Below are 24,877 nucleotides of genomic sequence, written 5' to 3'. Positions count from 1 at the left end.
TCCTCAAATGACCCGGAGCTAATATTTCCACTCAAAAAAAGTTGAAAACCCTGTCATGGAACATCCTTTGTAATCGTACAATAGGGGGCACTTCATGTCAATGCGTTTTCCTCATAAAAACAACGGATAAAAGCCTCATATTTATTTGTTCATAATTCAGACAAAAATCCTGTTAAATAAGCATTTTTAGGGAAAACAGGTCTCTGCTTCCGTTAAGCGAGACCTGTTTGCTTTTATCAGTATTGCTTGGGCGGAAGTAGCTCATTTCCAATCGAAATCCATGCCTCAAAAGTGTCTTCCTGACCATCCTGCCTTGCAAAAACAAGTGCTTTGTACACACCTTCCTCAAACGGCAAATCATGAAATTCCTCCTGCAGCATACCTCTACCTACATTTCGTTTGACATCAAGGAAATCAATGAACTTAAAGGTATCAGGGTCATATAAAGCAATTCCTACCTCTTCAGCTCCTCCAGGTAAATAAAGCTCATAGCGATAGGTATCAGGCTCATCCCCATGCTCAAAGTGAAACGCCATGACTCGTGGATAATCCGGCTCTTCGATGAAAAAGACGTAAGGAATTGACAATGGTTCCTCCCCACCCTCCACGGTGATTTCCCCGTGGTGCAGGCCTGATTCAAGCACAGAGGGAAGCATATCCATTTCAACGATGACGTCTTTTTTGTTGCCTGGCTGGATCGTTGTAGCGAAAGGCACCTTCCATTGCAAGCCATCTGGGATATCAAACGGTGGTTGGACATGATAGGTTCTTGCCACTGTATCGTGATTTTCAATCGTTAATATGATCTGTCTTTTTTCTCTCGGGTCATTTTTTGACCATTTTCCAAATGTCACAGCTCCAGGATAGACAATGGTTTTTGTTCGCAGAGCTTTTTCTATTTGTATCCGTCCGGCGCCTTGATCATGCGGAAGATACGGTTCACCATTTTGGTCAATTAGCTTTTTCGCTGTATTCATTAATGCTGCTTTTATTTGTTCAGGTGACCAATCTGGATGTGCTTGCTTTAACAGTGCTGCCGCTCCTGTTACATGAGGTGCTGACATGCTCGTCCCGTTCAACCCGAGATAGCCTTTAGGTATCGTACTATCAATGTCTACACCTGGGGCAACGACATCAGGCTTGACTTCCCACGTATAGGTTACCGGTCCTCTCGAACTAAAAGGAGGAATAAAATCCTCTTCTTCTCGATAAATGGTTCGTAAGGTCAGCTTGTCCTTTTGATGGCTGATTTGCTCAAGCAGCCATTCTCCATCTTCCCTTGAAATGCTCACGACAGGAATTTTCACCCCGCCTTCAATGACACCGACAAAGGGGCCAGGTGTATTATTGTAGAGGATGACTGCCCTTGCACCTGCAGCTTTCGCCCGCACCGCTTTCTCTGTAAATGGTATCAGCCCTCTTTTTATAAGAACAATGCTTCCTTCCGCTTTTACTGTGTCCCATTCTGTTTCTGTACCATATCCTGCATCGACAAGAGGGAAATCCCGTTTTAACGTCCAAGGAAGTCCACCACTCATATTTGAAAGAGCAATCTCTTGTTCCTCTCCAAACACGGTTAAATACGGAGTTTTAACCGGAGGGGCGGATGCACCGACAGAGATTGCCTTCGTCGATGTTCCAGGTGAACCGACCGTCCACATTTTTGGCCCACTGTTTCCGTTGGAGGTAACACAGACGACCCCTTGATCTACCGCTTTATCCAATGCAATACTTGTGGGCCAATCAGGGCCATTGACCGTATTCCCTAGGGAGAGGTTAATGATATCAACTCCCTCCTCAACTGCTTTTTCAATCGCCCCAATTACTTGCTCTGTCGTCCCTTGGCCTCCTGGACCGAGAGCTCGATAGGCGTAAATCTCCGCTTCTGGAGCCACACCCTTTACTTTGCCATTTGCCGCAATAATGCCAGCAACATGGGTTCCATGGAGGGTTGGCTCTCCTTGACTTGAGACGGTTTCCATCGGGTCATTGTCATCATCCACCACATCATAGCCTCCTTTGTAGCTATCTTTTAAATCTGAATGATGATAATCAATGCCCGTATCAATGACCGCCACCTTCACCCCTTCTCCAGTTAAACGCTCCCCGTCTTTATCAAGTATGCTGCGTACATCATCTCCCCCAATAAAAGGCACGCTTTCATCGAGCATCGCTTCATATGTCTTCACTTTGTCTACTCGTTCAACCCCGTCAACCCCATCTAAGTGCTCAAGCTCATATTCTGGAAGCTGAAAGGAAAAGCCTTCGAGAAGGCGAAAGGTTTTTCTTATTTTCCCTGATGGAATAGCTGCCTTCACGTTCGCAATCGTTTCTTCCATTTCTTTATTTGCAAGAACAATCACAACCGCTTCTTTTTCACCGTCCCTCATTGCTAAGGAAAGCGGCGGATGATCTGGATCATTAACTGCAAGCGCCCATGAACTTGTATAGCAAAGCAAGGTCATTCCGATGATGAATGCGACGATCAGCCTTCTCATTGTTGGACACCCTTTCCCAGTCGTCTCGGTATGTGCCCTAGTATATGGAAAAAGTTATTCTTTCATGTAAATAAATCGTAATCAGAGAAAGCCAAGCCTCGATTCTAGCGGTGACAAACGATTTTTGTTTTCATAGGAGGTGTCGTGAGCCGCTGGCACCAGCAGCTAAAAACCTTTGAAATCTTCTCCCTTTCTAAGCTTTTAAACAAAACTTGACAAGAAAATAACAGCTTCTAAAGCTTTCTCATGTCATCTTTAAATAAGAAAGCGTAAGACGTTGGCGCCAAACGCTTTGGTATTTCACGCATAAAAAAACAACTTCCCAGCTGTGGTTTATGGAAAGTATCATTACTCAGAGTCGTGCCAGTATGAACATCTCGTCGTTTTTTTCAACGTTTGAATTCCTCATTAGAGATTTTTCGTTCTCCAAAAACTCTCCTTGTATTTTTAACAGACATGTATCCTCTATTTGCGAAAAAACGCTCTTTTTTTAATCATCCTGACTCAGGGTCCCTTATTCAGTCAACATGACGGTCAATGGTCCATCTTTTCTGCAAATAGCGAATTCTCCGTCCACTTCTACCCTATAAACGGATCTTTTTTCATAGATAAAGGAACCTGTGTCCGCTTCAAAAGCGACAAGCTCCCACTCCCTGAAAGACAAACAAAACTTGGCTTTTCGCTATGTCCTCCATAGCGAAAGCCTTCGTTGCCGTGATACTTAGCCGTTGTTAAATAATTTATGCTTTCCTAACGTATTAAAAAGCCCTCTTGTAAGCATCACTTGACAAGAGGGCTTCTTTTCTTCTTATTTTGTTCCGAACAAACGGTCTCCCGCATCCCCTAAACCTGGGACGATATAGCCTTTTTCATTCAGCTTTTCATCCATGGCAGCAAGGTAAATATCCACATCAGGGTGTGCTTCTTTCACAATTTCAACCCCTTCTGGTGCTGCAATGAGGCACATGAGCTTTATGGTTGTTGCTCCACGTTTTTTCAAGCTATTGATCGCTTCGACAGCAGAGCCTCCTGTCGCAAGCATTGGATCGATGACGATAAATTCACGCTCTTCAACGTCTGCTGGTAGCTTTACATAGTACTCAACGGGCTTGAGTGTCTCAGGGTCCCGATACAAACCAACATGACCAACTCTCGCAGCCGGGATCATTCGTAGAATCCCATCGACCATCCCTAAGCCTGCACGCAAAATTGGAACAAGACCAAGCTTTTTACCAGCAATCTTCTTCGATTTTGCCGGACCTACCGGAGTCTCCACAGTGACATCTTGTAATGGAAGGTCACGTGTAATTTCAAATGCCATCAATGCTGCCACTTCATCAACAAGCTCACGAAACTCTTTCGTCCCCGTCGACTTGTCACGAATATACGTTAACTTATGCTGAATAAGAGGGTGGTCGAATACAAAAACTTTGCTCATGTTTTTAGCTCCTTTAGTACGATTGATTTCCATCGTGCACAATCAATAACGTTCTTTTTCAAAATACTCCTTGAAAAGTTTACAAAAAAACAAGCAGGCATTCAACCCTGATTATCGGAAAAAGAGAGCAGCGACAGATTATTTATTCCAAATTTGATTTTTCTTCATTTTTTTCGATGAAAAGGGGACGGTGCTTTAGTTCAAGCTTCTCTTAAAAAAGAGACTAACCCTATTTGGGGTTAGTCTCGCTGCTCGATTAAAGATTCGGATACATTGGAAACTTTTTCGTTAACGCATCGACACGCTCACGAGCTTCTTGGAGCTTTTCTTCGTTATCGATGTTTTTCAATGTTAATGCAATAATTGCTCCGATTTCGTCCATTGCTTCCACATCAAGACCACGTGACGTGACCGCTGCGGTTCCAATCCGAATACCGCTTGTGACAAATGGGCTTTCTGGGTCAAATGGAATTGTGTTTTTGTTCGTAGTAATCCCGACTTCATCAAGTGCTTTTTCAGCTACTTTTCCTGTTAGGTTAAGGCTTCGCAGGTCCAAAAGAAGAAGGTGATTATCCGTACCACCTGAAACGAGATTCACGCCTTCACTGACAAGCTTTTCTCCAAGACGCTTTGCATTTGCAATAATCGCTTCTCCATAGGTTTTGAATTCTGGACTAAGAGCTTCACCGAATGCTACCGCTTTGGCTGCAATTACATGCATCAATGGTCCACCTTGGATACCAGGGAAAATGGACTTGTCAATTTTCTTACCAAATTCTTCGTTACAAAGAATCATTCCACCACGTGGTCCACGCAATGTTTTGTGAGTTGTCGTTGTCACAAAATGAGCATGAGGAACAGGATTTGGATGAAGGCCAGTCGCAACAAGTCCGGCAATATGAGCCATATCAACCATTAAATAAGCGCCAACTTCATCGGCAATTTCACGGAATTTCGCAAAATCGATTTGACGAGGATACGCACTCGCTCCAGCAACAATTAATTTTGGTTGGTGTTCTTTAGCTAAGCGACGTACTTCTTCATAATCAATACGCTGGTTCTCTTTATCCACACCATACTCAACAAAATTGTATTGAACGCCACTGAAGTTAACAGGGCTTCCATGTGTTAAGTGTCCACCATGTGAGAGATTCATACCAAGTACTGTATCACCTTGCTCAAGAATGGTAAAATATACCGCCATGTTTGCTTGGGCGCCTGAGTGTGGCTGCACGTTCACATACTCTGCTCCAAAAATTTCTTTTGCGCGATCACGTGCTAAATCTTCGACAATATCTACATATTCACAGCCGCCATAGTAGCGACGACCTGGATAGCCTTCAGCATATTTGTTCGTTAAGACCGAGCCTTGCGCTTCCATCACGGCTTCACTAACGAAATTTTCAGACGCAATTAACTCAATTTTGTCTCGTTGACGACCTAGCTCTAATTGTACTGCTTCAAAAACTTTAGGATCTTGTGCTTGTAACGTTCCCATTCTGTTTCCCCTTTCTAAACCACAAAATTCGTCTTTTCTCACATAATATCATTTCCTATGCCATCATAACATGATATTTATGTTCATTTCCGCATATTTTTTAAAAAATTACGTACAATTTTCATGTTCTTTATTTTTTTCATACACAGCTCTCGTCCCACCAATAAACTTCGGCCTTGTTTTTGCCATCGTCAAATGAGCATGTCCAACGGAGCGAACAGTGCTACGCACAGGAACAGCCACCTGCTTCAAATGCATACCAATGAACGTGTCACCAATGTCGATGCCTGCTTCAGCCTTAATGCTTTCAACAACAACAGGCTCAACCATCTTCCCATATGCATAGGTGGCCATGGCGCCACCCGCTTTACGAACAGGAACGACCGCGACTTCTTCATATCCTCTTTCTCTTGCTGTTTCCCACTCCATGACAAGGGCGCGATTAAGATGTTCACAGCATTGAAAAGCAAGGTGGACACCGGTTTTCGCTTTGTATGAAAAGAGAGCTGCATAAATGGCTGCAGCCACCTCTTGAGATCCATTAGAACCGATGTGCTCTCCAAGAACCTCGCTTGTACTCGCTCCAACGACGAGAAGATCCCCTGTAGACAAAGGCTTAGCACTGTGTAAATCCTTTAATGCCGCTTCCACCTGTTGTTGAATATTTGCAATCAAATCACTCATCGGCCGTTGCCCCCCTTATTTTTCGTAGGTTGTAATTTTTTCAATGCGCCGGGCGTGACGACCACCTTCGTATTCCGTCTCTAGCCAGGTTTTTGCAATCTCCCGAGCAAGTCCTGGTCCAATCACACGTTCACCCATCGCCAAAATATTGCTGTCATTATGCTGACGCGTCGCTTTAGCACTAAACGTATCATGGACTAGCGCACAACGAATGCCTTTAACTTTGTTCGCTGCGATCGACATCCCGATCCCAGTTCCACATACAAGGATGCCTCGGTCAAATTCGCCGCTAGCCACCTTCTCCGCTACTGGAATGGCGTAATCTGGGTAGTCAACGGATGTATGACAATCACAACCAAAATCTTCATATTGGATGCCATGTTCATCCATTAACGCTTTGATTTCTTCTTTAATCTTCACACCACCGTGATCTGCACCAATTGCTACTTTCATATCCTCGCCCCGCTCTCATTTCTTATAAGAAATTTTGTTTTCATTCGTAAAAAGGGGTAGAGCCTCACAAAATAAGGAAGCTTGGATGCTTTCTCGCTCACACCACCTTTTTATTGACTATACAGATTAAACGTAGAGACCTACTTCCATTTCATACCGCCAGTGTAACCGCTCGTTTCTGTCGTTACCTGTCCGGTCCTAAGCTAGACGACGCCATCCACACAATTCACCTTGCTTTTCTACCTACCATCCTTGAGAATATGGTTTTCGATAAGCTTGTCTACACACTCCTCGATTTCAACAGCCGTTTGGCGATAAACATCGAGAGATCCGCCGAAAGGATCAGAAACATCTAATTCTTCTACACTACCTAGGGCGTATTCTTTTAGTGTGAAAATTTTCTCTTGTTGATGCGGGGCATGTGCTAATAGCAATTGCTTATGACCCTGTGTCATCGTTAACACCACATCCGCCCAGTCTAAAAGCTCTTCAGTGACTGGCTGTGCGGAGTGATTCATTTCAATTCCCCGCTCTGATAAAATCGTTTGTGTGCCTTCCGATGCGCTGCTTCCAGGAAAAGCATGAACTCCAGCGGATCGACTCTCTACTTGCGAATGATCCTTCAGCTTGTGACGCAGCAGCGCTTCTGCCAGCGGACTGCGACATGTGTTTCCCGTGCAAACAAAGAGTACACGCTTTAAACTCATAGCAACCCTTCCTTCCATCTAACCCTCACATAAATCTTCTTCAATTTTCCCAATCTTTCTTACTTCTTATGCATGTTTTTATCTTATCACAACTCCTAAATGGTTGTGATGAAATCGATTGATGATTTTCTTTACTTTTGCGATTTGACCTTCACAATAAAAACGTTAAAAAGCCAACACCATTCACAGAAAGGTCTCGACTCTTTAAAACACAATGAAGTTTAGATCGGAAGCATCAGCTTCACTCCAAATGAAAACAAAATAAAACCACCTAGCAATGCGCCGAACGTACCGATATATTGATGAAACCTTGAACCAATGAGTAGTCCGAGCCAGGAAAGGAGCATGCTCATCAGTCCGGTCGCCGCAACAGTGAGGGCTGTTTTTGCTCCAATCATCCCAAGGCTTAATCCTGCAGAAAAGCTATCAAGGCTAACACTTAAGGCAAACATCAGCAAGCCAATCCCCATCGGTCGAACAAGTGGCTCCGTATTTACTCGAAAGGTAGAAAGAACCATCTGTACCCCTAAAAGGCAGAGAAGGCCCCCGCCAATCCATGTAGCGATGTAGCCAACATAGGTTGATAGTATTTTTCCAGCCGCAATCCCGGCTAGTGGCATGATCACATGAAAGAAACCAATTATTAGTCCAATCTTCAAAATTTGTAGCATTCGTAAGCCAAGCATGCCCATTCCGAGTGCAATAGAGAAGGCATCCATTCCAAGGGCTCCCGCCATAATAAATATTGTGACAAATTCATGCACCATGCACTCACTCCCAGACATGCAGTTTGTTTCCGTTTGTGCTTCCATTCGCGTTGCAGCGAACAAAGCTCCTACTTCACTCTATGCATGTCCGAGGAACAAAAGACATGTTCCTAACCTTCTTTTTTAAATGCTTGAATAGGATAAGGAGGATGTATTCGTATGAAGCCTTATACGTGTAACGCCATCATTAAAATTCTCCTCTTCAGCCGACAACATTAATAATTTTTTCATTTACATCTCATTGGTCGTACAATGTTTAAAGAAGTGCCCAAATTCATGAAAAAAATCATCATTTTTCAAGAGGCTAATTTTATTCAAATCCCATGATAATCCTACCCCTCTTTATAAATATGTGTGTCTGGACATTCTACCGTAGTACCATCAGGATTATCATGAGGAGATCCTTCAATGTCAATTCTTAACAATCCTATAGTCTTTTTATACTTAGGTTCCAGTTTACGCATCCCTTCGTATCACACGACCGCCTGCCGCTTTCTCAAGGCGGTTCATGACCGCTTCACCTACACCTTCCTTGGGAAAGGTTTCGCTAAAAATGACATCAACATTTGTTGCATCAAATTGACGAAGCACACTGTAAAGCTGTGTAGCAACTGTCGCTAATTTTTGCCGCCTGCCGCACGTAAGAACGACATCTGCTTCATAGCGTCCTTTCCGCTCTTCCGTTGTCAGGACACCTACCTTCTTTCCTTTTTTCTTTTCTTCGTTCACAAGGGCTTGAATGATATGAACGTCCTCCACTAGGACGAGATCCCCCTCTGGTGCATAATGGGTATACTTTAATCCAGGTGATTTGGGTACTTCGCTTCCACCGACCAACGCTTGGTCGAGGCAGACTTCACCAATGACTGCTTCAATTTCTTCTTTCGTTACTCCCCCCGGGCGATAGATCATCGGTGGATGGACAGTGCAATCAATAACCGTTGACTCTAATCCGACCCCCGTTGGACCACCATCGACAATTCCTGCAATACGACCGTTCAAGTCTGCGAGAACATGCTGTGCTGTTGTTGGGCTTGGCTTCCCTGATAGATTCGCACTTGGGGCAGCTACAGGAACATCCGCAGCTTCAAGAAGGGCTAAAGCCACAGGATGATCAGGCATTCGGATCGCGACAGTGGGCAAGCCTGCTGTCACCTTTTCCGCCACCTGCCCTGCATTTTGAAAAATAATCGTTAATGGGCCTGGCCAAAATGCCTCCATTAGCTTCCTTGCCGTTTCAGGAATTTCTTTAACAATCTTGTTTAGCTGCTCAATTTTTGCAATATGTACAATTAAAGGGTTGTCACTCGGCCGACCTTTTGCTTCAAAAATTTTCGCCACCGCTTTATTTGAGCGTGCATTTGCCCCCAATCCGTACACAGTTTCTGTGGGTAATGCCACCACTTCATTGTTTTTTATCCACAAGCCTGCTTCCTTAATACATTCAACATTTTTATCGATCTCTTTATTTTTATCCACAATCCATACACGGGTCTGTTTATAACTCATCTTGGTTCACTCCCATCTTATCCATTGTCGTTGCCAATAAATATATTGTCAAATGAACGTTCACCCTTCTCTTTTTTTCATACAAATTAGTATAAAATCAGCATTTTGTTTCAAATTTCTTTCTTATCCTTCATTTTTCTTTTTCTTTCATGATACTCCTAGACAAAAAAGAAGTTATCCACCGATGTGGACAACCTGTGGAAAACTATGCTCTTTTCTCTCACTTATTCACATGTTGATTTTATAATGAACAAGAGAAAATTCTTGTTTCTCCCCTTTCCACTTGTTGATAATACGGTGCTTTACGGAGCAAAAAGGGCACTGCAGCTTTCTCCACCTCTGCAAAACCTAACTGCTGAAACAACTCGCTCGACTGTCTTGCGTAAAGGTAAATGGTTTCGATTTGTTTTTGTTTCGCATGAGCAAGCGCAAGCTGAAGGAAAGCCACACTGTGCTGCCCTGTCCATTTTTGTGAATCGATTACGAAGGAGCGAAGCAACCCCTGCTTCCCAAAGCATTCAAGACCAACCGTTCCAATCATTTCTTGCTCCTCTGTCTCAACAACAAGGAAATCGTTGAGGTTTTCTTCAATGCCACTTGCTTGAAGCCCTGCTTTCACAACAAGTTGCTTTATCTCTAGCAAATCAGCTTCATCCGCTTTTCTCACAACCATGCTCATCAAAGCCCTCCTAAAGACCATATTGCTACAGCCTATGAAAAACAAACAAATAAAATGTAAGAAAGCTTAGAAAAACTTGGCCTCTGCCAGATTCCTAATAAGAAGAGCACTCCTAAAAACTTTCCGATTCCCTTCACCAGAGACGGCAGATCGGCGGAGGCCTTAGTTTTTCTTACCTCCCAAACTCCTCCCTCTCTCACCCTGTCATAAAGTTTAATCATGAAAAGCAAGCTTGCTTTTCCACCGCTCTTTATGACAGGGCGGATCGGGGTGTTTTTCAACGTCACTACCTTGCCTGTATCCCGTTAAGAAGAGCACTCCTAAAAACTGTCCGATTCCCTTCACCAGAGACGGCAGATCGGCGGAGGTCTTAGTTTTTCTTACCTCCCAAACTCCTCCCTCTCTCACCCTGTCATAAAGTTTAATCATGAAAAGCAAGCTTGCTTTTCCACCGCTCTTTATGACAGGGCGGATCGGGATGTTTTTCAGCGTCACTACCTTGCCTGTATCCCGTTAAGAAGAGCACTCCTAAAAACTGTCCGATTCCCTTTACCAAAGACGGCAGATCGGCGGAGGCCTTAGTTTTTCTTACCTCCCAAACTCCTCCCTCTCTCACCCTGTCATAAAGTTTAATCATGAAAAGCAAGCTTGCTTTTCCACCGCTCTTTATGACAGGGCGGATCGGGATGTTTTTCAGCGTCACTACCTTGCCTGTATCCCGTTAAGAAGAGCACTCCTAAAAACTGTCCGATTCCCTTTACCAAAGACGGCAGATCGGCGGAGGCCTTAGTTTTTCTTACCTCCCAAACTCCTCCCTCTCTCACCCTGTCATAAAGTTTAATCATGAAAAGCAAGCTTGCTTTTCCACCGCTCTTTATGACAGGGCGGATCGGGATGTTTTTCAGCGTCACTACCTTGCCTGTATCCCGTTAAGAAGAGCACTCCTAAAAACTGTCCGATTCCCTTTACCAAAGACGGCAGATCGGCGGAGGCCTTAGTTTTTCTTACCTCCCAAACTCCTCCCTCTCTCACCCTTAATTAAACACTCTCAATTACTTTGAAAATCGTTCTACTAGATTTGAGAACAGCTCTACGACAAAAAACGAAACGTCCACTTCTTGCTCTTGCTTGCCTTTGTCCTTTTGCTCCTCTTCGTCTTCTCCTTTTTCGGCTTCAACAGCATCACCATTTGCCATATCTAAGAAACAAAGAGGCGGGAATAAAACACACCACCAGTTTTCACCACTGCCATCCCCTAATGTAATAAGCACCGCATCATACATTCCTGCCGGATAAACTAAATCACCATACAGCTTCGTTGGAAATTGCACTTCGTCAAACGCCACTGTAAATGTTTGTTCAAGTCCAGCCTTGGCAAGCTCTCCCTCTACAATTGATTCAATGTTTGCTAGATTTGCTTGAATCGTTTGCTTAGCTTCCTCTAAATCAGAGATATCGGTTACCCACTCAGTAATTGCCACATTCACTGCATCACGAATGTCTCGCTTTACTATTTGGTCTTTAACCGAGTCACTATTTGCGAGAATACGCAAGCGAAGCGCTTCCTCTTCACTCACTTGCTGATGCAAGGACGCAACAGCCATCGTATGCTGCGCCTCCCAATTTAACACGATCACAAATAACGAGAATAATAGATAAATAAGAACTTTTTGATTCATCGTTTTTGCCACCACCCTTTCACACCAACAGTGTCGTCAGGAATAGCAAAAACTAAACATATCATTAATAGAAAAAAATAAAAAACTGACTCCATCAGATAACCGAATTCACTATATTTTTCAATTTGGGACGAAAAATCAGCCAGAGTCATGAAAACTAAGGCAGATCGATCGGAGTGATTTTTCAGCGCTTCGCTCTGCGATAATCCCATTAAGTAGAGCACTCCCTAAAGCCTTGAGATCTCCTCCCCAGAGACGGCTGTTCTCACCCCCACACGGCGAGCACGATCCGATCCTTCCCATTGATGTCATTTAGCACAACCACCCTTGCCTGCGGTAATGCTTTTTGCAGCATCGCTTGAACGTCTATTCCTTGACCTGCACCGATTTCAAAGGCGACAATCCCTTTATCTTTGATTACTCTAGGTAGTTGTTCAGCTAGTCGTCGATATACTTCAAGACCATCATCTCCTCCAAAAAGAGCAAGATGAGGCTCATGATCCACCACATTCGCAGCTAATGAACCCTTTTCATTCAGCGGAATATACGGTGGGTTAGAAACGATCACATCAAAGGTACGCCCCTCCTCCAAAAATGGCAGAAGCAAGTCGCCGTGAACAAACTCAATTTCTCCTTGAAGTGATTCAGCGTTTTTCCTTGCTATTTGCAGAGCATCTTCTGATAAATCAACCGCTGTTACGTTCAAATGCCGCTCTTCTAAAGCAAGGGTAATCCCAATCGCACCACTTCCTGTCCCTATATCCACAACCTGAACGGATGACTTCATTCCAAACAGCTCACGAATGTTTTTTAAAACAGCAAGAACAAGCTCTTCCGTTTCAGGGCGGGGAATCAGGACATGACGGTTGACACGAAAAGGCCTGCCGTAAAACATTTCATAGCCAATAAGATGCTGAACGGGGACGCCCGTTGCATACGCACGGATGTCTTGCTGAAATGCTGTAAGCTGCTCTGGCTCCATTTGTTCTTGCATACGCAGAAAAAATTCCGTCCTTGTCACATTTAAATGATGACGAAGCAGCCACTCAATCGCTGGCTGCTCGCCATTCTTATCTGCTAAAAAAGAAGAAGCCCATTGGAGGGCTTCATAGACTCGCATCGTCATCTTATTCTTCCGCCTTTTTCATGAGCTCTGCTTGCTCTTCCATAATTAATGCATCAATAATCTCATCAAGCTTCCCTTGCAAAATTTGGTCCAGCTTTTGCAGCGTTAAGCCAATACGATGATCGGTTACACGGCTTTGCGGAAAATTATACGTGCGAATGCGCTCAGAACGGTCCCCTGTTCCAACCGCCAATTTTCGAGTTTCGTCATACTCAGCCTGAGCCTCACGTTGAAACTTATCATACACACGGGCACGGAGAACCTTCATTGCTTTTTCCTTGTTTTTAATTTGCGATTTTTCGTCCTGACATGATACAACAATCCCTGTCGGTAAGTGAGTTAAACGGACCGCAGACATGGTCGTATTTACACTTTGCCCACCAGGACCACTTGAGGCAAACGTATCGACACGAATATCCTTTTCGTGAATCTCAACCTCGACTTCTTCTGCTTCTGGTAGAACAGCGACCGTTGCTGTCGATGTATGAATACGGCCACCTGATTCCGTTTGCGGAACCCGCTGAACACGGTGAGCACCATTTTCATACTTCAGCTTTGAATAGGCACCTGCCCCATTTACTGAGAAAATAATTTCCTTATATCCGCCTAGCTCTGTTGAAGTCGCTTCAATCACATCGATTTTCCATCCTTGCGCCTCTGCATAGCGAGTGTACATTTTATAAAGATCACCAGCAAAAAGCTGTGCTTCGTCTCCGCCAGCAGCACCGCGAATTTCCACAATGACGTTCTTATCGTCGTTCGGATCCTTTGGTAAAAGTAAAACCTTCAAGCGGGCTTCAAGATCTTCTTTTCTCGTTGAGAGCTCCTCAATCTCTTCCTTTACCATGGCATACATTTCATCGTCGAGCTTTTCCTCAAGCATCGCTTTTGCATCCTTGAGCTGCTCAACCACTTCTTTATATTCACGATACACTTGTACCGTCTCTTCAATTCCAGATTGTTCCTTCGAATACTCACGTAGCTTATTGGCATTGTTAATGACATCAGGGTCACTTAATAATTCATTTAAACGATTATACCGATCCTCAACAGATTGCAAACGTTCTAACACGGCTTTTCACCTCATTGTTTTTACCAGTCCATAACAGTGTCATTATAGTATACAGGGGACAGTCGGTCAATCTGCCTCTAAGCAATAATCGTTACAATATCGCGTTAATTCTTGAATCGTAATTAGCAAAATATAAACTTCAGTTTGAATGCTATATTATGAGAAGATACTAGTAGAAAGAAAAAGATGAGGTGATTTCAGATGAACTATGTGATTATTGGCGGAGACGCAGCAGGGATGAGCGCTGCTATACAGATTGTCCGTGGTGACGAGGACGCAAAGATCATAACCTTAGAAAAAGGTGCGATCTATTCTTATGCTCAATGCGGCTTGCCCTATGTCGTTGGCGGCGTCATTTTGAAGATGGAAAGTCTAATCGCAAGAGATGTTGAAACCTTTCGGAGAAAATACGGCATCGATGCACGCATTAATCATGAGGTCACAGCTGTAGATCTCGAAAAAAAGCAAGTACGTGGAAAAGAGTTTGAGATCTCCTATGACAAGCTGCTCATTGCTACTGGTGCAAGTCCAGTTGTTCCAGACTGGGATGGACTGAGTCTTGATGGCATCCATACGATTAAAACCATTCCTGATACGCAAGCTTTGCTTGATGATCTAACCGATGAGACGAAAAACATCGTGATTGTCGGCGGTGGCTATGTCGGCTTAGAAATGGCAGAAAATTTCGTAGAGCTTGGCAAGCAAGTGACCATTATCCAACGCGGCTCTCAGCTTGCGAATATTTTTGATGAAGACATGGCGGAGCTGATTCATGACGAGGCAAAGAAGCATGGCGTTTCTCTCCTATTTGGCGAAGCGGTACAAGGATTTGAAGGCACTTCACGGGTGAAAGGAGTAAAAACAGACAACCAAACGATTCCTGCTGATCTCGTTGTACTAGCCATCGGTGTCAAACCGAACACAGATTTCCTTCAGGGGCTTGGCTTTCACTTTCATAGCAACGGTGCTTTGCTTGTCAACCCATATATGGAAACGAACATCCCTAATGTCTATGCTGCAGGAGACTGCGCTACCCAATATCACCGCATCAAACAACGGGATGATTATGTCCCCCTCGGAACCCATGCCAATAAACAAGGACGTATTGCTGGAATGAACATGGTCGGCAAGCCTCGAACCTTTAAAGGCATTGTTGGAACTTCGATTTTAAAATTTTTTGATTTAACACTAGGTCGGACAGGCCTCTCTGCTCGTGAAGCGGAAAGCTTAGGCTTCCCTTATGCAACAACGAAAAGAGAGGTCAAACACATTGCTGGTTATTACCCCGGGACAAAGCCTCTCACCATCAAGCTTATCTACCACAAAGAGAAAAATACGTTGCTCGGCGCCCAAGTCATTGGAGAAGATGGAGTGGACAAGCGAACCGATGTCCTTGCAACGGCACTGTTTCAAGAAATGACGCTTGAAGAGCTTGAAGATTTGGATCTCTCTTACGCCCCGCCTTACAACGGTGTATGGGATCCGATTCAGCAAACCTTAAGAAGGCGACGGTCTTAATTCTATCTACTAAGAGACTCCCGTCTAGCGGCGACAAGCGCCGGTGGATCTGACCAGAATCGTTTTTGTTTTCGTAAGAGGAGCTGAAGCAGCCTAAAAAGGGATGACCCCCAAAGTCATTGTAAGCTAGCCCCATTAGTCATTCATTCAGCTAGCTATTGACAGCCTTTGGGGCCACCCCTAGTGAATTAGCTTTTTTCTTCATTAACATGAACACGGTAACGAGGAATCCCCTGTTGCAGAGCTTTTTCAAGCTCTGCAAGCCTTTCGTCTTTTTGTTCCCTTGAAATACCCTCTGGAAACTTGACGTTCACCCATGCATGGCTCCCTGCAATAATAACCATGCCGGAATTAAGATCAAATTGATCCTGGATAATACTGCGGATTCGTTCCTGATCATCCCCTAGATGCTGCCTGCCACGATTCATCGTCCGAAAGCTTGTGCTCGTGTTTTCTTCCCCTTGATGGTTGTACACAAGCGGCTTTCGAATTTCTCCATAGTTTATCGGTCCTGGTCCAAAAAGTCCATACGAAATTTGCTGCAATGTTACACCGTTCTTCCTGACGCCTTGTACTTCTGGGTTCTCTGGCTGAGAACACCCTCCTATAAACAGGAGCAGGGCAAGGCAGCAACTTATCCACTTTTTCATCCCTTTGCACCTCCAGCATGCAGAAACACGTTCTGCACGTATAGTGTGCCCACTCTATTCGGATGATGAGCGGTTAATTTTGACCATGTTGAGCCGTTTCTGGTAACCGACTCGGTTTATCGGGAACTTCGTGACAATGGCGACAACGTGGCTCATATGCTTCCGCCGCACCAACTAATATGATCGGATCATGGTACGAGGCAGGCGCTCCGTTAATTAAGCGTTGTGTTCGGCTTGCTGGTGAGCCACAAGATGGACAGATTGCTTGAAGCTTCGTCACGTCTTCCGCCAACGCCATCAACGTTCGCGTCGGCTCAAAAGGCTCGCCACGGAAATCCTGATCAAGTCCTGCACAGATGACGCGAATCCCACGGTTTGCGAGTGTATCAGCAACAGCTACCATTCCTTCATCAAAAAATTGAACTTCATCAATCGCCACCACCTGCGTTTCAGGAAGAATTTTTTCGAGAATCACATAGGACTGAACAACGGGCTCTGCACACACCTTCGTACCGTTATGAGACACGACTTCCTCTTCACTGTAACGATTGTCAATGGCCGGCTTAAACACTTGAACCTTCATTTTACCAAAGCTGGCTCTGCGCACCCGGCGAATCAGTTCTTCAGATTTTCCAGAAAACATACTTCCGCAGATGACCTCAATCCATCCTTCTTTTTTCATCATTTGCATGACGCTCCCCACCTTACCGAACATTTTTATCAAAATCATGGTTATGTATCTTTATTTATAAGCTGTTGTATATACTGCTGAACAAGGCGATAACCTATAATAAAACCAAATAAAAAAAGGAGTTCATTTATTATAACTCCACAAGCAACGCTACATCCATTTGAACTCGCGCGCATCCCTTTACATTATCCTATCGGTGAAAAAGAAGGAATGCTTCAATAGGACCAATTTGCATATATTTTCTGGATTACCTCGTTCTTTTTTGATATGCACTATGGCGCACTGCTCATTCCCCAAACCTCTGCCTTGCTCCGTTGGATAGCGACCAACTTTTGTTCCAAAGAAAATTTTGTCATAAAAAAACTACACCTCCATTTATTAGATCCTGTCTAACAATAGGGGTGCAGTTCAGCGCTGAGCTGCTCATTTGCAGATTACTTGATGTTGTATTTTTTCTTAAAGCGATCAACGCGTCCACCAGCGTCAGCAAGTTTTTGCTTCCCTGTGTAGAACGGATGAGAGTCAGAACTAATTTCCACTTTGATAAGTGGATATGTGTTTCCGTCTTCCCACTCGATTGTTTCGTTTGATCCTTTTGTTGAACCGCTTAGAAACTTGAATCCAGTACTTGTATCCATGAATACAACCTTTTGGTAGTTAGGATGGATGTCTTGTTTCATCGTTTTCAGCTCCTTCCGCCCTGATTCTTTCGAAACAGAGTTATCTAATCACACATGACGAAATTATAACAAGCCCTATCCGTTTTTGCAACTGCTGTTTTAACGAAACCAGCTTATTTTTTTCGTCCTGCTCCCATGTCCTGCTCCATCGCCTTAAAAAACTCTTCATTGGTTTTTGTTTCTTTCACACGACGGATAAAATGATCAACGAAATCAGAGGAATCGTTCATCGTTTTGCGAACAGCCCATAGCTTTTCAAGATGCTCTTTTGGCATGAGAAGCTCTTCTTTTCTTGTTCCAGAACGACGAATATCGATCGCTGGGAAAATTCGGCGCTCCGAGAGCTTCCGGTCCAAATGAAGCTCCATGTTCCCAGTTCCTTTAAATTCTTCATAAATGACATCGTCCATTCTCGAGCCTGTTTCCACAAGTGCCGTTGCTAAAATCGTTAAGCTGCCACCTTCTTCAATGTTACGGGCGGCACCAAAAAAGCGCTTCGGACGGTGGAAAGCGGCAGGATCAATCCCTCCGGACAACGTCCGACCACTTGGTGGAATCACAAGGTTATAGGCACGTGCCAAACGTGTAATACTATCCATAAGAATGATGACATCTTTTTTATGTTCGACTAAGCGCATGGCCCTCTCTAAAACAAGCTCGGCTACTTTAATATGATTCTCGGGCACTTCATCAAAGGTTGAACTGACGACTTCTGCTTGCACAGAGCGCTCAATGTCTGTTACCTCTTCAGGCCGCTCGTCGATAAGAAGGACGATGAGCTCTGAATCTGGATGATTTTGCACAATGCTATTTGCTACTTCTTTTAAAAGAGAGGTCTTTCCTGCTTTTGGCGGTGCAACGATTAAGCCACGCTGTCCAAAGCCAACAGGCGAAATCAAATCAATAATACGTGAGGATACTCGTCCCGGTGAAGTTTCGAGCTCAATTTTCTTATCAGGATACAAAGGCGTTAACGCAGGAAAATGAGGACGTTCTTTTGATGTGTCTGGGTCTTCTCCGTTGACCGCCTCTACGTGGAGCAAGCCATGATAGCGCTCATTTTCTTTTGGAGGGCGAACTTTTCCTGATACCTTATCTCCATTTCGTAAATCAAAACGACGGATTTGTGAAGCGGAAATGTAAATATCTTCAGAGCTTGGCATATAATTGATCGGACGCAAAAAGCCAAATCCTTCTGATTGAATGATTTCTAAGACACCTTCCATAAACATCAGACCGTCTTCTTCTGCTTGTCCTTTTAAAATCGCAAAAACTAATTCTTTTTTCGTAAGCTTGCTATAATATGAAACTTTGTATTTTCGAGCAAGTTCATAGAGTTCTTTCAGCTTCATATTTTCTAAATCTGCTAAATGGACACCCATTTTGACACCACACTTTTTTAGTTTTCTGTATACGGTTTCTTGGCTTCATACATGTAAAGATAAGCGTATCAAAGAACTGAGCAAAATAAAGCTCAAAACTCTTCTTGTCTTATTAGGTTAGGAACGCCTCTATTACGACTAGACGGAAGAAAACCAGTATATATAGGGAAAATTTTTATACGCTAGTAGGGAATGTATCTTTTTCTATAATAGAAGAAAGTGGAGAAACATGAAGATTGTTTTTATCCATTTTTCGTACATGATCTATTTTAACCACATTCTCTTGTAATATTCAATAAGAGGAATATGACCTTTAACCGAAATAAGGAAGGAAAAAGATGGAAGGGGCTGGGGCAAAAGAGTTTTTATTGATGAGAAATCCGAATCTAATGATCGTTGATGCATAGCATTCGCTTCGGAAATATCCTTCACTTTTCGCGGGCGGCTGGTGAGCCTCCTTGCGCTTACGCACTGTGGGGTCTCACCCTTGCCTTTGATCCCGCAGGAGTCTACGTCTGTTTCCTCCGCTAAGGTTGTGCATTGTTCGCATGTTCAATCATACACGTTCGTTATGTCCCAGCCTCTTCTTGATTTATTTAATAACGAGATCTGGCTTCTTTTTCATGCTATGCTTTCCATCGACAAAGCGAACAGTTCCTGACTTCGCACGCATGACAAGAGATTGCGTCGTGGCAGATGTCCCTTTGAAACGTACACCCTTCAAAAGCTCTCCATCTGTTACGCCTGTTGCTGCAAAGATCGCATCGTCACCCTTCACAAGATCATTCATGTAAAAGACCTTGCTCAAGTCCTCAATCCCCATCGCCTTACAGCGATCAAGCTCTTCATCATTTTGTGGTAAGAGCTTTCCTTGCAATTCACCGCCAAGACATTTCAAGCCAACAGCCGCAAGGACACCCTCTGGTGCTCCACCTGATCCGAGCAACATATCAACACCCGTATCGTCAAAAGCGGTGTTTAAGGCAGCTGCCACATCACCGTCTGGCAAGAGCTTGATGCGAGCACCTGCTTGACGAATTTCTTCGATGATTTGCTCATGTCGTTTGCGGTTTAGAAGAACAACAACCAGGTCCTCAATGTCTTTGTTTTTCGCTTTAGCGACCGCTTTCAAATTATCAAGAACCGGGGCATTAATGTCAACCTGGCCAACTGCTTCAGGACCAACTGCAATTTTATCCATATACATATCTGGTGCATGCAATAAATTTCCATGATCCGCAATCGCAATAACTGCCAACGCATTCCATAATCCAGATGCGACAATATTGGTACCTTCAAGGGGATCAACCGCAACATCAACACGTGGGCCGTAGCCATTTCCAAGCTTTTCACCTATGTATAGCATTGGGGCTTCATCCATTTCTCCTTCCCCAATCACGACTGTCCCTTTCATTGGTATTGTGTCAAACACATCACGCATCGCTTCCGTTGCTGCTCTATCTGCTTCATCCTTATTCCCTCGTCCCATCCAACGGGCAGAAGCAAGTGCTGCCGCTTCCGTTACACGTACAAGTTCCATTGATAGACTACGTTCCATCTCCACTCTCCCCCAAAACTGTATTATGAGCTTTTCACTTGCTCTACTTCTTCCTCTGACATTTTCTCACGCCAAATTTTCGCCCCGAGTCCAAGCAGCTTGTTCTCAAGATTTTCATAGCCCCGATCAATATGTTCGAGACCAGAAACCTCTGTAATGCCCTCAGCCAAGAGCCCTGCAATAACGAGAGCTGCTCCTGCACGTAGATCGCTTGCTCGAACCTTTGCACCCTGCAATGCTGTTTTTCCATTAATAATGGCTGAACGTCCTTCGACCTTTATATTGGCGCCCATACGACGGAGCTCATCAATATGTTTAAAACGGGCATTGTAGATTGTATCGGTAACAATACTCGTCCCGTGAGCTTGAGTTAACAACGTCGTAATCGGCTGCTGTAAGTCAGTTGGAAATCCAGGGTACACTAACGTTTTAATATCTACACCTTTTTTCTCACGGTGATTACGAATGCGGACTTGGTCATCATAGGTTTCAACATCCACACCCATTTCCCTTAGCTTCGCAATAAGAGATTCTACGTGGTAAGGAATGATGTTATCAATTAAGACATTTTGCCCCATCGCCGCAGCAAGAATCATATATGTGCCTGCTTCGATTCGATCAGGGATGATGGAATGACGGCATCCCTTCAGCGTGTCCACTCCATCAATTCGTATCACATTCGTACCTGCCCCTTTTATTCTTGCACCCATGCTTGAAAGCAGTGTCGCGACATCAATAATTTCTGGCTCTTTTGCCGCATTTTCGATCACCGTTTGACCTTTAGCACGAACTGCAGCAAGCATAATATTGATCGTGGCGCCAACACTAACGACATCCAAATAAATGCGCGCACCTTGAAGCTCATCCGCTCGTAAATAGATGGCACCTTGCTCATTTGTCACTCGTGCCCCTAATGCTTCAAACCCTTTGATATGCTGATCAATTGGACGCGGTCCAAGATTGCAGCCTCCAGGTAAGCCAATTACGGCTTTTTTAAATTTGCCGAGCATCGCTCCCATTAAATAATAGGAAGCCCGTAATTTTTTTACACGTCCGTTTGGAAGTGGCATGGCGTACATTGAAGTAGGGTCGATTGTCATCTCCTGCTCGCCGATCTGCACCTCGCCACCAATTTCTTTTAATAGTTCAGCTAACAGTTCAACATCAGAGATTTTAGGTAAATTATCAATCGTAACAGGCGAGTCAGCAAGAATGGCCGCAGGTATTAAGGCCACTGCACTGTTCTTTGCACCACTAATCTGTACGGTACCTTCTAACGGATGTCCGCCATCAATCATTAATTTATCCATAATCGCTTCCCTTCCATCCATCCACGCTCTTGATAACATGGTCGAGTATCATCTTGATTCTTCCTCCATTATAACCGAATGGGGGAAAAAGTAACGAGTTTTGCCGAATCTACTATAAGTTTCCTTCAGAGAGCACTCGTTACTTTCTCAAAATTTTACTCGGTGTATGCCATTATGCCCGGTTGTTCCAATCATTTAAGAACTGCTCGATCCCTTTATCCGTTAATGGATGCTTAGAAAGCTGCTGGATTACTTTTAATGGAATTGTGGCAATATGAGCGCCTCTAAGAGCCGCTTCTGTCACGTGAACGGGATGACGAACAGATGCTGCGATGATTTGTGTGTCAAGGCCATGAACCTCAAAGATTTCGGAAATTTGTGAGATAAGTTCTAAGCCATCATGTCCAATATCATCAAGTCGACCTAAAAACGGAGAAACATAGGTTGCCCCTGCTCTTGCAGCCAAAAGTGCTTGTACGGCTGAGAAAACGAGGGTCACATTTGTTTTAATGCCAAGCTGGTGGAAGGCATGAACGGCTTTCAATCCTTCCGTCGTCATAGGAACCTTCACTGTAATGTTCGGTGCAATGGCAGCAAGATCTTTTCCTTCTTCAATCATTCCTTCTGCATCAAGAGCAACAACCTCCGCACTTACGGAGCCATCTACTAATTCCGTAATTTCACGAAGACGTTGGTGGAAGTCAACACCCTCTTTTGCAACAAGGGAAGGGTTTGTCGTTACTCCAGCAAGAATTCCTAGATCATTTGCTTCACGAATTTCATCAATGTTAGCTGTATCGATAAAAAATTTCATTCAAATCACTCCATTTTTAAGTTAAACCGTTTACAAGAACGGCGATTCCGAAAATTCGATTTCTATTTTTTTGTTATGAAAAGGGAACGGAGCTTCAATTCAAGTTGGTGAATCAATGAAGCACTTCCGCTCACACCACCTTCATTGGAAGGATGTACAGTATAACCAGGCGAACTCGTTTCCATCCAAGTTGGAAGAGCGATCCGCTCATGCAGGCTTGTGTACACTCTTTACGACAGAACGAACATATCGCTTTTTTCTTGCTCCATTGAAAAAGGAAGAGTTAAAAGCTGGTGTACCCAAAGGGCAACCGCCAACCTTTAACTCTTCATTTTGTTTGAACGACTTACGCTTTATTAGAAGAACCAAATTCACGCATTTTCCCTATTACAGTTTCCTTAATCGCATCGCGAGCAGGTCCTAGGTATTTACGTGGGTCATAAAGATCTGGCTTTTCAGCAAGCACTTCACGAACGGCTTTCGCTGATGAAATTTGGCTTTCTGTGTTCACGTTAATCTTTGCGTGACCATATTCAATCGCTTTTTGAATATCTTTTGTTGGGATTCCCGTTCCTCCATGAAGAACTAGCGGTATTCCTACAAGACTATCGATTTCCTTCATGCGGTCAAAACCGAGGTTTGGCTCCCCTTTGTAAGGACCGTGTACAGACCCTAAAGCAGGTGCGAAGCAATCAACGCCTGTTGCTTCGACAAGCTCTTTACACTCAGATGGAATCGCATATGCAGCATCTGCATCATTAACAATTAAATCATCTTCCTGTCCACCAATACGACCTAGCTCCGCTTCAACGGACACACCAAGGGCGTGAGCAACTTCAACTACACGCTTTGTAAGGGCGATATTCTCTTCAAGTGGGTGATGTGACCCATCAATCATAACAGATGTAAAACCAGCATGGATCGCTTCCACGCACTTCTCAAAGCTTGAACCATGGTCTAAGTGAATCGCAACAGGCACTGTTACGTTGTACTCTTCCATTAAAGATTTTACCATGTTCACAACGGTTTTAAATCCACCCATGTAACGTGCTGCTCCTTCAGAAACACCACAAATAACAGGGGATTTCTCTTCTTCCGCTGCAAGTAAAATCGCTTGGGTAAACTCAAGATTGTTAAGATTGAATTGACCGACAGCATAGCCTTCTGCCTTTGCTTTTTCAAGCATTTCCTTCATTGATACTAAAGGCATCATATTTCCTCCTTCATGTAAGCAAATCATCAAACGTACGTTCCATCTAACAGAGCTTCCAAGCGTATACATCGTACAATTTTCCCGTAATCTGGTGAACTTATGCACCTAACTTACCGTATGTAAAATGTCCACAACAAAAGTGACCGTTCGCTCCAATTAGTTTGAACGAGTCTATTATAGCATACTAAAATTCAAATTCATGCAAAAAAACATGAGAAAGTCAAGCTTTTTTATGCAAACGCTTTCTGGGTTTTTGCTGAATTTTTCGTTAAACTTTCAAATTTTCTTTGATGACGGCCCGTACATCATCAATATCAAAAGGCTTCGCAAAATGTGTGACCGCCCCAAGCTGCATCGCTTCATTAATCATATTTAATTCTCCATATGCGGTCATCATAATCACATCAATGTCAGGGTTTATCTCTTTTGTGCGACGTAAGATTTCAAGACCGTCCATTCCAGGGATTTTCATGTCCAAAAGCACAAGGTCAGGTGCTTCTTCTTCTACAATCGTAAGAGCTTGAACACCATTTGCTGCTTGAAACATAGTGTACCCATCTTTTTGTAAAATTTCGTTTAATAGTACACGAATTCCATATTGATCATCCACGACTAATATCTTTTTCACGTTCGTCACTCCTTCTATTTGTGTAAGGAAGTCATTAACCGTATCCATTTCGCTCACCCTCTTTCCCCCAATAAAAAGGTATTCGTTATAAAGACCGGTTCTCCTCCTTTTCCTCTAGATATATAGGAAAAATCGTTCGACATTTTTGTCGAAAACCTGTGCCCCCTTCATTGCCTTTTTTTGCGTAAAACACTATACTTTCCAGTTAGCACAAGAAAAAGAGGAGGCATTATTTAATGATTCAAATTTTTACGACCCAGCTCTCAGGTTTATTGAACCAGTTTAAAGAACAGGAAGAGCTTGCACTTGAAGACGGAGCGCGA

At 43.7% G+C, this 24,877-nt stretch carries 27 protein-coding genes; 2 read left to right on the top strand and 25 right to left on the bottom strand.

Going from position 1 to position 24,877, the window contains the following annotated elements; translation table 11 throughout:
- Positions 1–236: 236 nt before the first annotated feature.
- The 16 genes from BLT_RS0101100 to prfA all read right to left on the bottom strand — a co-directional run bounded on the left by BLT_RS0101100 (position 237) and on the right by prfA (position 14,110).
- Positions 237–2,498 (bottom strand): S8 family serine peptidase, encoded by a 2,262-nt coding sequence (locus BLT_RS0101100; RefSeq protein WP_017725990.1) that lies wholly within the window; start codon positions 2,496–2,498, stop codon positions 237–239.
- An 808-nt stretch (positions 2,499–3,306) separates the two neighbouring features.
- Entirely contained in the window at positions 3,307–3,936 is a 630-nt protein-coding gene (gene upp / locus BLT_RS0101095; RefSeq protein ID WP_017725989.1) for a uracil phosphoribosyltransferase, read from the bottom strand.
- A 256-nt stretch (positions 3,937–4,192) separates the two neighbouring features.
- Entirely contained in the window at positions 4,193–5,434 is a 1,242-nt protein-coding gene (gene glyA, locus BLT_RS0101090) for a serine hydroxymethyltransferase (protein WP_017725988.1), read from the bottom strand.
- Between the two features lie 108 nt (positions 5,435–5,542).
- Positions 5,543–6,118, bottom strand: a complete 576-nt coding sequence (locus tag BLT_RS0101085; protein WP_017725987.1) for a TIGR01440 family protein — start codon at positions 6,116–6,118, stop codon at positions 5,543–5,545.
- 15 nt (positions 6,119–6,133) lie between these two features.
- Positions 6,134–6,571, bottom strand: coding sequence for a ribose 5-phosphate isomerase B (gene rpiB, locus BLT_RS0101080; protein ID WP_017725986.1), 438 nt, complete (start codon positions 6,569–6,571; stop codon positions 6,134–6,136).
- Between the two features lie 239 nt (positions 6,572–6,810).
- The gene (locus BLT_RS0101075; RefSeq protein ID WP_017725985.1) at positions 6,811–7,278 is read right to left on the bottom strand and encodes a low molecular weight protein arginine phosphatase; all 468 of its coding nucleotides are present in this window, start codon (positions 7,276–7,278) and stop codon (positions 6,811–6,813) included.
- Between the two features lie 221 nt (positions 7,279–7,499).
- Positions 7,500–8,045: a manganese efflux pump MntP gene (locus BLT_RS0101070; RefSeq protein WP_017725984.1), complete on the bottom strand. Its 546-nt coding sequence runs from the start codon at positions 8,043–8,045 to the stop codon at positions 7,500–7,502.
- A 332-nt stretch (positions 8,046–8,377) separates the two neighbouring features.
- Entirely contained in the window at positions 8,378–8,509 is a 132-nt protein-coding gene (locus tag BLT_RS24875; RefSeq protein ID WP_394295487.1) for a DUF6978 family protein, read from the bottom strand.
- Entirely contained in the window at positions 8,502–9,554 is a 1,053-nt protein-coding gene (locus BLT_RS0101065) for an L-threonylcarbamoyladenylate synthase (protein WP_017725983.1), read from the bottom strand. The genes BLT_RS24875 and BLT_RS0101065 overlap by 8 nt, the downstream gene beginning before the upstream one ends.
- 241 nt (positions 9,555–9,795) lie before the next feature.
- The gene (locus BLT_RS0101060; RefSeq protein WP_017725982.1) at positions 9,796–10,233 is read right to left on the bottom strand and encodes a GNAT family N-acetyltransferase; all 438 of its coding nucleotides are present in this window, start codon (positions 10,231–10,233) and stop codon (positions 9,796–9,798) included.
- A 213-nt stretch (positions 10,234–10,446) separates the two neighbouring features.
- Positions 10,447–10,728, bottom strand: a complete 282-nt coding sequence (locus tag BLT_RS24180) for a hypothetical protein (protein WP_152414250.1) — start codon at positions 10,726–10,728, stop codon at positions 10,447–10,449.
- 134 nt (positions 10,729–10,862) lie between these two features.
- Positions 10,863–11,144 (bottom strand): hypothetical protein, encoded by a 282-nt coding sequence (locus BLT_RS23910; protein WP_017725978.1) that lies wholly within the window; start codon positions 11,142–11,144, stop codon positions 10,863–10,865.
- Between the two features lie 141 nt (positions 11,145–11,285).
- Complete coding sequence (gene spoIIR / locus BLT_RS0101035) at positions 11,286–11,912, bottom strand: stage II sporulation protein R (protein WP_017725977.1); 627 nt, start codon at positions 11,910–11,912, stop codon at positions 11,286–11,288.
- The gene (locus BLT_RS0101030) at positions 11,909–12,124 is read right to left on the bottom strand and encodes a hypothetical protein (protein WP_017725976.1); all 216 of its coding nucleotides are present in this window, start codon (positions 12,122–12,124) and stop codon (positions 11,909–11,911) included. Before BLT_RS0101030 ends, spoIIR begins: the two co-directional genes overlap by 4 nt.
- A gap of 53 nt (positions 12,125–12,177) precedes the next feature.
- Positions 12,178–13,032, bottom strand: coding sequence for a peptide chain release factor N(5)-glutamine methyltransferase (gene prmC, locus BLT_RS0101025; RefSeq protein ID WP_026104919.1), 855 nt, complete (start codon positions 13,030–13,032; stop codon positions 12,178–12,180).
- A gap of 7 nt (positions 13,033–13,039) precedes the next feature.
- A complete protein-coding gene (gene prfA / locus BLT_RS0101020) occupies positions 13,040–14,110 on the bottom strand; it encodes a peptide chain release factor 1 (protein WP_017725974.1) in 1,071 nt (356 codons plus the stop codon).
- Positions 14,111–14,311: 201 nt separating this feature from the next.
- On the opposite strand from prfA, the gene BLT_RS0101015 reads away from it, so the two are divergent.
- A complete protein-coding gene (locus tag BLT_RS0101015; RefSeq protein WP_017725973.1) occupies positions 14,312–15,628 on the top strand; it encodes an FAD-dependent oxidoreductase in 1,317 nt (438 codons plus the stop codon).
- A 188-nt stretch (positions 15,629–15,816) separates the two neighbouring features.
- On the opposite strand, the gene BLT_RS0101010 is transcribed toward BLT_RS0101015, so the two are convergent.
- The 9 genes from BLT_RS0101010 to BLT_RS0100970 form a co-directional block, all read right to left on the bottom strand.
- Positions 15,817–16,278, bottom strand: a complete 462-nt coding sequence (locus tag BLT_RS0101010; protein ID WP_017725972.1) for a tautomerase family protein — start codon at positions 16,276–16,278, stop codon at positions 15,817–15,819.
- A gap of 73 nt (positions 16,279–16,351) precedes the next feature.
- Positions 16,352–16,969, bottom strand: a complete 618-nt coding sequence (locus tag BLT_RS0101005) for a thymidine kinase (RefSeq protein WP_017725971.1) — start codon at positions 16,967–16,969, stop codon at positions 16,352–16,354.
- 434 nt (positions 16,970–17,403) lie between these two features.
- The gene (locus tag BLT_RS0101000; protein WP_017725970.1) at positions 17,404–17,649 is read right to left on the bottom strand and encodes a type B 50S ribosomal protein L31; all 246 of its coding nucleotides are present in this window, start codon (positions 17,647–17,649) and stop codon (positions 17,404–17,406) included.
- A 113-nt stretch (positions 17,650–17,762) separates the two neighbouring features.
- Entirely contained in the window at positions 17,763–19,031 is a 1,269-nt protein-coding gene (gene rho / locus BLT_RS0100995) for a transcription termination factor Rho (RefSeq protein ID WP_017725969.1), read from the bottom strand.
- Positions 19,032–19,623: 592 nt separating this feature from the next.
- The gene (glpX, locus tag BLT_RS0100990) at positions 19,624–20,589 is read right to left on the bottom strand and encodes a class II fructose-bisphosphatase (RefSeq protein ID WP_017725968.1); all 966 of its coding nucleotides are present in this window, start codon (positions 20,587–20,589) and stop codon (positions 19,624–19,626) included.
- A gap of 23 nt (positions 20,590–20,612) precedes the next feature.
- Positions 20,613–21,899 carry a UDP-N-acetylglucosamine 1-carboxyvinyltransferase gene (locus BLT_RS0100985; protein ID WP_026104918.1) on the bottom strand — a complete coding sequence of 429 codons (1,287 nt, stop codon included), beginning with the start codon at positions 21,897–21,899 and terminating at the stop codon, positions 20,613–20,615.
- Between the two features lie 172 nt (positions 21,900–22,071).
- Positions 22,072–22,713, bottom strand: coding sequence for a fructose-6-phosphate aldolase (fsa, locus tag BLT_RS0100980; RefSeq protein WP_017725966.1), 642 nt, complete (start codon positions 22,711–22,713; stop codon positions 22,072–22,074).
- Positions 22,714–23,059: 346 nt separating this feature from the next.
- Positions 23,060–23,923: a class II fructose-bisphosphate aldolase gene (locus tag BLT_RS0100975; RefSeq protein ID WP_017725965.1), complete on the bottom strand. Its 864-nt coding sequence runs from the start codon at positions 23,921–23,923 to the stop codon at positions 23,060–23,062.
- 271 nt (positions 23,924–24,194) lie between these two features.
- Positions 24,195–24,602 carry a response regulator gene (locus BLT_RS0100970; protein WP_017725964.1) on the bottom strand — a complete coding sequence of 136 codons (408 nt, stop codon included), beginning with the start codon at positions 24,600–24,602 and terminating at the stop codon, positions 24,195–24,197.
- A gap of 188 nt (positions 24,603–24,790) precedes the next feature.
- Here BLT_RS0100970 and BLT_RS24640 point away from each other — a divergent pair.
- Positions 24,791–24,877, top strand: an 87-nt coding sequence (locus BLT_RS24640; protein WP_152414251.1) for a DUF2529 family protein, incomplete at its 3' end; no start/stop codon positions are given.

The sequence above is a fragment of the Halalkalibacterium ligniniphilum genome (assembly GCF_000334155.1).
Classification (GTDB): Bacteria; Bacillota; Bacilli; order Bacillales; family Bacillaceae_D; genus Halalkalibacterium; species Halalkalibacterium ligniniphilum.
Note: the sequence above shows the minus strand (reverse complement) of the source record. Positions and strands in the feature narration are given on the sequence as shown.

Excerpts from the sequence above, each read along its gene's own strand:
- BLT_RS0101030 (WP_017725976.1), bottom strand. The coding sequence starts at position 12,124 with ATGGGATTATCGCAGAGCGAAGCGCTGAAAAATCACTCCGATCGATCT.
- rho (WP_017725969.1), bottom strand. The coding sequence starts at position 19,031 with ATGGGTGTCCATTTAGCAGATTTAGAAAATATGAAGCTGAAAGAACTC.
- glyA (WP_017725988.1), bottom strand. The coding sequence starts at position 5,434 with ATGGGAACGTTACAAGCACAAGATCCTAAAGTTTTTGAAGCAGTACAA.
- BLT_RS0101070 (WP_017725984.1), bottom strand. The coding sequence starts at position 8,045 with ATGGTGCATGAATTTGTCACAATATTTATTATGGCGGGAGCCCTTGGA.
- rpiB (WP_017725986.1), bottom strand. The coding sequence starts at position 6,571 with ATGAAAGTAGCAATTGGTGCAGATCACGGTGGTGTGAAGATTAAAGAA.
- BLT_RS0101075 (WP_017725985.1), bottom strand. The coding sequence starts at position 7,278 with ATGAGTTTAAAGCGTGTACTCTTTGTTTGCACGGGAAACACATGTCGC.
- BLT_RS0101085 (WP_017725987.1), bottom strand. The coding sequence starts at position 6,118 with ATGAGTGATTTGATTGCAAATATTCAACAACAGGTGGAAGCGGCATTA.
- upp (WP_017725989.1), bottom strand. The coding sequence starts at position 3,936 with ATGAGCAAAGTTTTTGTATTCGACCACCCTCTTATTCAGCATAAGTTA.
- BLT_RS0101065 (WP_017725983.1), bottom strand. The coding sequence starts at position 9,554 with ATGAGTTATAAACAGACCCGTGTATGGATTGTGGATAAAAATAAAGAG.
- fsa (WP_017725966.1), bottom strand. The coding sequence starts at position 22,713 with ATGAAATTTTTTATCGATACAGCTAACATTGATGAAATTCGTGAAGCA.
- BLT_RS0101005 (WP_017725971.1), bottom strand. The coding sequence starts at position 16,969 with ATGCAAATGATGAAAAAAGAAGGATGGATTGAGGTCATCTGCGGAAGT.
- BLT_RS0100970 (WP_017725964.1), bottom strand. The coding sequence starts at position 24,602 with ATGGATACGGTTAATGACTTCCTTACACAAATAGAAGGAGTGACGAAC.
- BLT_RS0100975 (WP_017725965.1), bottom strand. The coding sequence starts at position 23,923 with ATGCCTTTAGTATCAATGAAGGAAATGCTTGAAAAAGCAAAGGCAGAA.
- BLT_RS0101010 (WP_017725972.1), bottom strand. The coding sequence starts at position 16,278 with ATGAAAAAGTGGATAAGTTGCTGCCTTGCCCTGCTCCTGTTTATAGGA.
- spoIIR (WP_017725977.1), bottom strand. The coding sequence starts at position 11,912 with ATGAATCAAAAAGTTCTTATTTATCTATTATTCTCGTTATTTGTGATC.
- BLT_RS0101015 (WP_017725973.1), top strand. The coding sequence starts at position 14,312 with ATGAACTATGTGATTATTGGCGGAGACGCAGCAGGGATGAGCGCTGCT.
- BLT_RS24875 (WP_394295487.1), bottom strand. The coding sequence starts at position 8,509 with ATGCGTAAACTGGAACCTAAGTATAAAAAGACTATAGGATTGTTAAGA.
- glpX (WP_017725968.1), bottom strand. The coding sequence starts at position 20,589 with ATGGAACGTAGTCTATCAATGGAACTTGTACGTGTAACGGAAGCGGCA.
- BLT_RS0101060 (WP_017725982.1), bottom strand. The coding sequence starts at position 10,233 with ATGAGCATGGTTGTGAGAAAAGCGGATGAAGCTGATTTGCTAGAGATA.
- BLT_RS0101100 (WP_017725990.1), bottom strand. The coding sequence starts at position 2,498 with ATGAGAAGGCTGATCGTCGCATTCATCATCGGAATGACCTTGCTTTGC.
- BLT_RS0101000 (WP_017725970.1), bottom strand. The coding sequence starts at position 17,649 with ATGAAACAAGACATCCATCCTAACTACCAAAAGGTTGTATTCATGGAT.
- BLT_RS0100985 (WP_026104918.1), bottom strand. The coding sequence starts at position 21,899 with ATGGATAAATTAATGATTGATGGCGGACATCCGTTAGAAGGTACCGTA.
- prmC (WP_026104919.1), bottom strand. The coding sequence starts at position 13,032 with ATGCGAGTCTATGAAGCCCTCCAATGGGCTTCTTCTTTTTTAGCAGAT.